Genomic DNA, 8,111 nt, shown 5'->3' with positions numbered 1-8,111 from the left:
CGCCGGCTGGATCGCCTTCGCCGCCAAGGGTGACGGCACCGGCGGCCTGCGCGCCGTGGACCTGCGCGTGGCGCAGCTTGGCCTGCTGGGCTCCACCTTCCCCGACACGCGGCTGCGGCACCTGCAGCGAAAGCCGCCAGTCGCTGCTGCCCGCCAGCCAGTCGTTGAGCCAGGCCAGCGGCGGATGCCGCGCCAGCAGCACCTGCGGCGGGAAGCGACCTTCCAGCGTGGCGCGCGCCGCCAGCGACGGACTGCCGGTGTAGCCGTCGCCGACGAACAGGTTGAATTTCGCGGGCTCGCCTTCGAAGCTCACCTGCAGGTCCTCGGCCGCGAAGCCGCGGTCGCTGAAGCGCGTGCGGCCCTCCACCTGGGTGAACGCGATGCCCCAGCGCGGATCGGACAGGCTGGCGTCGGCCAGGTCGATGCTGCCTTCGATCCGTCGACCGCCCAGGCGCGCAGCCAGCGGCAGGTCGAGCTCCAGCGCCACGGTGGCTGGGCCGCCGATGCGGGCGTTGAGCAGGTGTTCTTCGTAGCGCGCACGCAGCGGGCTGGCCAGCATCAGCGCCTGCAGCGACTCACCGCGGCCGGCGGCGTCGATGTCCAGCCGCAGCCGCGGATCGCGGAAATCGGCGATGCCGCCCACCACGCGACCCACGCGGTTGCCGAGGATGCTGCCGGTGCCGTCCAGCGTCATGCCCGGGCCGTCGAAGCCCACGTCCAGGTCCAGCGCTTCAGCCACGGGCCACTCGGGGTTGAAGTCCACCTGAGCCTGGTCCAGACGCGCGCGGGCGTCGAAGCGGCCCTGTCCTTCGCGGAACGGCCAATCGGTCAGTTCTCCGCCCAGCGCCGCGCGGCCCTGCTGCACCGTGCCCGCCTGCAGGGCGTTGTCCAGCCAGTCGATGGTGGCGGGCGGCATCTTGTCCACCACCCAGAATTGCTTGGCGGCCTGCACCGTGAACGGATCCACTTCGGCGGCCAGGTCGAGCCGCGGCTTGCCGCCGCGCCCCGGGAAATGCAGCTCGGCGCGCGCCAGCAGGCCGAAGTCGTCGCCGCGGATGCGAAGGCCGCTGGAGCCGGCGGTCCACAGCCCGCCGCTGCGCCACCAGCCCAGCGTGCCGGCCAGCCGCAGGTCCAGGGGCTGCCGGAAGCTGGGCCAGTCCAGTCGTACCGGCTCGCTGCCCAGGCGGAACACGCCGCCGGACTGGTCAAAGGCCGCCGTGCCGGCCAGCCCGCGCACGCCGGGCCGCTTGCCGTAAGGCCGCCAGCCCACGGCGTCCAGTGCGGCCGAGCCGGCCCACACGTCGCCCTCGCCCTCGATGCGCACCTGGCGCAGTTCGCCGTCGGGTGCGGCTTCGCGCAGCCACTCGCGCAAGCCCACCGGCACCGCCGGACTCAGCGTCGCCAGCGCGCGTGCCGGCGCCAAGTCCATGCGCGGCGCCTGCAGCGCGAAGCGTTTGCCGCCGGCCAGCCACAGGCCGTCGAAGCTGCGCGGTTCGCGCCGCCCGCTTTCGTGGAAATGAAGTTCGGGCGCGTGCAGCTGCCAGCCGTTGGCGTCCACCTGCCAGCGCGCCAGCAGGTCGGCCCGCTCGAACGCCACCGGCGGCGAGTCCAGCGTGCCGTCGGGCTTGGTGCGCCACGGCGTGCGTGCCCCGAACGCGATGGGCGCGAACTCGGCGCGGCTGCGCACGTCCATGATGCGCTGGGCGTCGATGCGCGCCCACAGGTCCACGCTGCCCAAGCCCGCCACCACGATGCCGGTGTCGGCCAGCAGCGGCGACCAATCGTCCAGCCGCAGCGTCTTGCCGCCCGCCCACAGCTGGCCCGACCACGTGCCGCGATCCAGGTCCACCACGGCGGTCATCGGCGTGCCGCCGGTGAGGGCCCAGGCCTGCACGCCGGCCTTCAGGCGCGCGCCGTCCACGCGCAGGCGCAGGTCCACCCGCGGCAGCGAAAGTTCACGCTGGAACGCCGGCGAACGCACCACCAGCCGCGCGCGTTCGATCTGCAGTTCGCCCAGGGCCTCCAGCGTGTCCAGCGGATCCACGCCCGGCAGCGGCTGGAACGGCAGGCCCACCATGCGCCAGCGACGGTCGTCGCCCTGCTCGAGCGCCAGCGACAGGTCGCGCACTTTCAGTTCGGTCAGCGGCGCGCCCGGCAACAGGCCCGAATACACCGCCACCAGCAGCTCGGCGCGGCCGATGTCGAGCAGCCGCTCGCCTTCGCCGATGCGCAGGTCGTCAAGGATGAAACGCGGGCCACGCCGCGTCCATTCACCGCGGGCATGGGTGAAGGCCACCGGCTGTCCCACGCGCTGGGTCAGCCAGGCGGCCACCTTGTCGGGATTGCGCTCCACCAGCGGCAGCATCTGGTTCACTACGCCCACCGCGGCGGCCGCCAGGATCAGCACAACCAACAGGCCATAGCCGACGAAACGGCGGGCGTGGCGGATCCGGCGGCGCAGCGGGCTCGACATCCGGGTGCTTAAAGCAGCACCACGTCGTATTGCTCCTGCGCATACTGCTCGTCGGCCTGGAAGCGGATGGACTTGCCCAGGAATTCCTCCAGCTCGGCCACCGCCGCCGACTCTTCCTCGGTGATCTTGCCCACCACTTTTGGCGAAGCGATCACCAGCAGCTGGGTGGCCTCGAACTGGCGCACGGCGCGGGTGATCTCGCGGAAGATTTCGTAGGTCAGCGTTTCGGCGGTCTTGAGCGTGCCGCGGCCACCGCACTCATGGCAGGGTTCGCACAGCTGGCGTTCCAGGCTTTCGGTGGTGCGCTTGCGCGTCATTTCGACCAGGCCCAGCGGCGAGAACTCGTAAACCGACGTGCGCGCGTGGTCGTGCGCCAGGCCCTTCTCCAGCGTGCGCAGCACCTGGCGCCGGTGCTCGTCGTCGGTCATGTCGATGAAGTCGATGATGATGATGCCGCCCAGGTTGCGCAGCCGCAGCTGGCGCGCCACCGCCTGCGCGGCCTCGAGGTTGGTGCGGTACACCGTTTCTTCCAGGTTGCGCTGGCCCAGGAACGAACCGGTGTTCACGTCCACCGTGGCCATGGCCTCGGTCTGGTCGATGATCAGGTGGCCGCCCGACTTCAGCGGCACCTGCTTCTGCATCGCGCGCAGTATTTCGTCCTCCACGCCGTACAGGTCGAAGATCGGCCGTTCACCCGAGTAGTGTTCGATGCGCTCGGCCAGCGCCGGCATGAACTGGTGCGCGAACGCGCTCAGGCGCTCGAACGCCTCGCGCGAATCCACCCGCACCTGGTCCACTTCCTTGCGCATCAGGTCGCGCACCGCGCGCAGCGGCAGCGGCAGGTCTTCGTAGATGCGCTGGCCAACCTTGCTGCTGGCGCTGGCCGCCTTGATCACGTCCCAGGCGCGGCGCAGGTAGCCCACGTCCTCGGCCAGCGCTTCGTCGGGCTGGCCCTCGGCGTTGGTGCGCACGATGTAGCCCTGGCCGGACCCATTGGCCAGCGTGGCCATCAGCGTCTTGAGGCGCGCACGCTCGGTCTCGTCCTCGATGCGCGCCGACACGCCCAGCACGCGCGAGTGCGGCAGGAACACCAGGTAGCGCGACGGGATGGATATCTGCGTGGTCAGGCGCGCGCCCTTGCCGCCGATCGGGTCCTTCACCACCTGCACCACGATTTCCTGGCCTTCCTGCACCAGCGAATTGATCGACGGCGGTGGACCGGTCGGCGCCGGCGGTGGCTCTTCGCCCTCGCCCGCGGGCACCAGCGGCAGCTTGAGGATGTCGGACGCATGCAGGAACGCGGCGCGGTCCAGGCCGATTTCAACGAACGCCGCCTGCATGCCCGGCATCACCCGCTGCACGCGGCCCTTGTAGATGTTGCCGACCACGCCACGGCGCGAAGCGCGCTCGATGTGCAGCTCCTGCAGCATGCCGTTCTCGACCACCGCCACGCGGGTTTCGCGCGGGGTGACGTTGATCAGTATTTCTTCGGACACGGTGTCACCCCGGGGCGGATCGCGCGCGATCAGTCGAACAGGCCGAAACCACGCAGCAGGCGCGCAGTTTCGTGCAGGGGAAGTCCCATCACGCCCGAATGGCTTCCGGACAGGTGGGAGACATAGGCGGCCGCGCGCCCCTGGATGGCATACGCGCCGGCCTTGCCGAAACATTCGCCGGTGGCGATGTAGGCCTGGATCTGGGCGGGGGTCAGTTCGGCGAAATGGACCTCGCTTGCGCAGGTGGCGTGGGCTTCGCGCCCGGCGTCCACCAGCCACAGCGTGGAAACCACGCGGTGCGCGCGTCCCGACAGCAGCGACAGCATGCGCGCGGCCTCGTCGGCGTCGGCCGGCTTGCCGAACACCGTGTCGCCCAGGATCACTTCGGTGTCGGCGCCCAGCACGACGGCACCCGGCGCGCCGACGACGGCCAGCAGGCCCGCGCCGGCCTTTTCGCGCGCGACCCGGCTGACGTAGGTTTCCGGCGGTTCACCGGGCAGGCGCTGTTCGGGAACGTCCACGTCAAGCAGGCCGAACGGCAGGCCCAGCAGGGCCAGCAGTTCACGGCGACGGGGCGATTGCGAAGCGAGATAGAGCATGTCCCAAGCATAGCGGGACAGGGGGTCGGCCGGCAGCTTTCATCTGGCTGCAAGATAAACCGGGGATGCTCGAAGGTCGCCTGGAGCCACCATGAAAAGCACCCTCTTCCTGGCCTTCGCCGCCACCCTGGCGACGAGTGCCTGCACGCCGGCGCAGACGCGCCCCGCCGCGCCGCGATTCGACGCTTCCCCCGTCGTGGTCGCCCCGGACACCTCCGTCGGCTGGTTTGGCCGGGGTGCCGAGGCCGCCGCACAGCGCGACGACGGACGTGCGCAGGCCCGCAACCTCGTTCTTTTCGTCGGCGACGGCATGAGCCTGACCACGGTGGCCGCCGCCCGGATCCTCGAGGGCCAGCGGCGCGGCCAGCCGGGCGAAGAAAACCTGCTGGCGTTCGAGCGCTTTGAGCACACGGCCTTCGCCAAGACCTACAACACCGACAGCCAGACGCCGGACTCGGCCGGCACAATGACCGCCATGGCCACGGGCGTGAAGAACCGCATCGGCGTGCTGGGCCTGGGTCCCGAGGTGCGGCGCGGCGACTGCGCGGCCGCGCCCGGCCATGGGCTGGTGTCGATGATCGAACTGGCCGAATCGGCGGGGCTGGCCACCGGCATCGTCACGTCCACCCGGCTCACCCACGCCACCCCGGCCGCGCTGTACGCCAGGTCGCCCGATCGGAACTGGGAGAGCGACGTGGACCTGCCCGCCGAGGCGGTGGCCCAGGGCTGCCGCGACATCGCGCGGCAGTTCGTCGAATTCGAGGTGGGCGACGGCATCGAAGTGGCGCTGGGCGGCGGTCGCCGGGAATTCCTGCCGGCCTCCGGCGTCGACCCGGAGTATCCGGAGTTCCCGGGCCGCCGCCTGGATGGCCGCGACCTGATGGCCGAATGGACGGCGCGCCACCCCGACGGGCGCCTGGTGTGGAATGCCGCGCAGCTGCAGGCCCTGGACCTTGCCAACACGCCCCGCCTGCTCGGGCTGTTCGAGCCCGACCACATGAAGTTCGAGCACGACCGCCCCCGCGACCGGGCCGGTGAACCCAGCCTGGCCGAGCTGACGGGCGCCGCGCTGAAGGTGCTCAAGCGCCATCGCCAGGGCTTCGTGCTGGTGGTCGAGGGCGGGCGCATCGACCACGCCCACCACGAAGGCAACGCCCACCGCGCGCTGACCGACACGGTGGCGATGGCGGAAGCGGTGGCGTTGGTGATGGCGCAAACCGATCCGCGCGACACGCTGGTGATCGTCACGGCCGACCATTCGCACACGCTCAGCTTCGCCGGCTACCCGGTGCGCGGCAACCCGATCCTGGGCAAGGTGGTGGGCCTGAGTTCTGAAGACAGCCAGCCGGGACTGGCACGCGACGCCACCGGCCTGCCCTACACCACGCTGATGTACGCCAACGGACCCGGCTACCACGGCGCCAGCGCGCAGCAGCCGGCCGGGCCCAAGCGCCACGAGCACAAGGCGTCGGGCTATGAAATGGCGACGACGCGACCGGACCTGGCCAACGTGGACACGACCCATCCGGACTACCTGCAGGCCAGCGCCTACCCGCTGGCGAGCGAGTCCCACGGCGGCGACGACGTCGGCCTGTGGGCCAGCGGCCCGGGCGCGCAGGGCGTGCGCGGCACGATGGAACAGAACGTGCTCTTCCACCTGATGGTGCAGGCACAGCCCGCACTGCGCGCCGAACTGTGCCGGCTGTCGCCCTGCCGCAGCGGCCGCGCCACCGGCCTGCCCTTGCGCGATCGCCTGCGCGTGGCCGCGCCCCGCTGACGCCGTTCCGGCGCCGTGCTCAGGCGCGGTGGTAGGGGTGGTTGGCCAGCAGGCTTGCGGCGCGGTAGAGCTGTTCGGCCAGCACCAGCCGCACGATCATGTGCGGCAAGGTCAGCGGACCCAGCGACCAGCTTTCGTCCGCCGCCGCCATCACTTCGGGCGCGTGGCCCTCGGGGCCGCCGATCAGGAACGCCAGGTCGCGGCCCTGCTGGCGCCAGTGCTCCAGCCGCTGGCCCAGCTGTTCGGACGACCAGGCCTTGCCGCGGCCGTCCAGGCTCACCACCAGCGCACCGCGCGGCACCGCAGCCAGCACGCGCACGCCTTCCTCGGACATCGCGCGCGCGGCGTCGCGGCCCTTGCCGCGCAGGCCGGGCGTTACTTCCACCAGTTCCAGGGGCAGCCAGTGCGACAGACGCTTCTGGTATTCGGAAAAGCCCGTGGCCACCCAGTCGGGCGCGCGTTCACCGACGGCGACAAGCCTGGCTTTCATCGCTGGCCCATCGACAAGGCGTGCCCCACCGAATCAATCGGAAGCGGAGGATTCCGGCGGCTGGTCGCCGACGGTCCACAGGCGCTCAAGCGCGTAGTACTCGCGAACGCGCGGCAGCATCACGTGCACGATCACGTCGCCCAGGTCCACCAGCACCCATTCGGCTTCGCGCTCGCCTTCCACGCCCAGCGGCATCACGCCCACTTTCTTGGCGAAGCGAACCACTTCGTCGGCCACCGATTTCACGTGGCGGGTGGACGTACCGGACACCACCACGAGGTAGTCGGCGATGCTGGTCTTGCCGCGCACGTCGATTTCGACGGTGTCCTTGGCCTTCATGTCCTCCAGCGCCAGGTGCACCTGCTTGAGGATTGCCTCCGGCGACGGGGCCGGGTCGGGCATCTGGGTCTTGATGACGTGGGCTTGGGTGGTCAACGCGGCACTCGGTTCGGGAAAGACGGCCTGCATTATACGCCGGCCGGCGCTGTACCGCCCCGGTACAGGCCCTGGCCCCGGATGTAGTCGGCCACCGGGGCCGCCAGCCAGCCGCCGTGCGGCTCTCCGGCCCGCAGCCGGCGCCGCAGTTCGGTGGCCGACGCCGGGTGCAGGGGCATTTCCAGCCGCAGCAGGCCGCCCGCGGGGCGTTGGGCCAGCGCCCCGGGGCCGGTGCGCCAGCGGCCGGCGCAGGCCTGGGCCAGGGCGGCCGGCAGCGCGTCCAGGCCGTGGCCCGGGCGCACGGCCACCACGAAATGGGCCAGTTCGAACAGCGCCTGCCAGCGGTGCCAGGCAGGCAGGCCGCGGAACGCGTCGGCGCCCACCAGCCAGGCCAGCGGCGCCTGGGGGCCGAGTTCGGCGCGCAGTTCGGCCAGCGTGTCCGCGGTGTAGGACGGGCCGGCGCGGTGGAATTCACGGCGATCGACCGAAAACCCCGGCTCGCCGGCGATCGCCAGCTCCAGCATGTGGGCGCGCTGCGGCGCGCTGGCGCCGGGCGCCGGGCGATGCGGGGGATCGGCGGCGGGCAGGAAGGCCACCTCGGTTCCCAGCGCGTCGCGGGCCGCGCGCGCCACCGCCAGGTGCCCGGCGTGAACCGGGTCGAAGGTGCCGCCGTAGATCAGCGCCAGCGCCATCAGGCCAGCAGCTTGCGCGCCCGGGCGTCGGCGATGCCCACCAGCAGGCGTTCGATCATCAGCCAGGCGTCGTCGCCGTAATGGCGGCCCTTGGACGCGCGGTCGATGCGGCCGCATTCGGCCGCCGGACCCCCCCCCCCCGCCCCCCG

At 71.5% G+C, this 8,111-nt stretch carries 7 protein-coding genes; 1 reads left to right on the top strand and 6 read right to left on the bottom strand.

The features are described from left to right. The 3 genes from K0M70_RS08115 to K0M70_RS08105 all read right to left on the bottom strand — a co-directional run. Positions 1 to 2,473: DUF3971 domain-containing protein (locus tag K0M70_RS08115; protein WP_290781295.1), on the bottom strand; the 2,473-nt coding region annotated here is incomplete at its 3' end. Positions 2,474 to 2,481: 8 nt separating this feature from the next. Further along, positions 2,482 to 3,969, bottom strand: a complete 1,488-nt coding sequence (gene rng, locus K0M70_RS08110; RefSeq protein WP_290781294.1) for a ribonuclease G — start codon at positions 3,967 to 3,969, stop codon at positions 2,482 to 2,484. A gap of 29 nt (positions 3,970 to 3,998) precedes the next feature. Then, positions 3,999 to 4,568: a Maf family protein gene (locus tag K0M70_RS08105; RefSeq protein ID WP_290781293.1), complete on the bottom strand. Its 570-nt coding sequence runs from the start codon at positions 4,566 to 4,568 to the stop codon at positions 3,999 to 4,001. A 91-nt stretch (positions 4,569 to 4,659) separates the two neighbouring features. Between K0M70_RS08105 and K0M70_RS08100 the strand changes: the two genes are divergently transcribed. After that, a complete protein-coding gene (locus tag K0M70_RS08100; RefSeq protein WP_290781292.1) occupies positions 4,660 to 6,345 on the top strand; it encodes an alkaline phosphatase in 1,686 nt (561 codons plus the stop codon). Positions 6,346 to 6,364: 19 nt separating this feature from the next. Here K0M70_RS08100 and rlmH read toward each other — a convergent pair whose 3' ends face one another. From rlmH to nadD, 3 genes are read right to left on the bottom strand one after another with little or no spacing between them, the layout of a single operon-like run. Next, entirely contained in the window at positions 6,365 to 6,835 is a 471-nt protein-coding gene (gene rlmH / locus K0M70_RS08095; protein WP_290781291.1) for a 23S rRNA (pseudouridine(1915)-N(3))-methyltransferase RlmH, read from the bottom strand. Between the two features lie 33 nt (positions 6,836 to 6,868). Further along, entirely contained in the window at positions 6,869 to 7,270 is a 402-nt protein-coding gene (rsfS, locus tag K0M70_RS08090; protein WP_290781290.1) for a ribosome silencing factor, read from the bottom strand. Between the two features lie 32 nt (positions 7,271 to 7,302). Continuing rightward, the gene (gene nadD / locus K0M70_RS08085; RefSeq protein ID WP_290781289.1) at positions 7,303 to 7,962 is read right to left on the bottom strand and encodes a nicotinate-nucleotide adenylyltransferase; all 660 of its coding nucleotides are present in this window, start codon (positions 7,960 to 7,962) and stop codon (positions 7,303 to 7,305) included. Positions 7,963 to 8,111: the final 149 nt, after the last annotated feature.

Origin of the sequence: Arenimonas sp. (assembly GCF_019459675.1) — a bacterium.
Taxonomy (GTDB): Bacteria; Pseudomonadota; Gammaproteobacteria; order Xanthomonadales; family Xanthomonadaceae; genus Arenimonas.
This window is presented reverse-complemented; position numbering and strand designations above follow the sequence as displayed.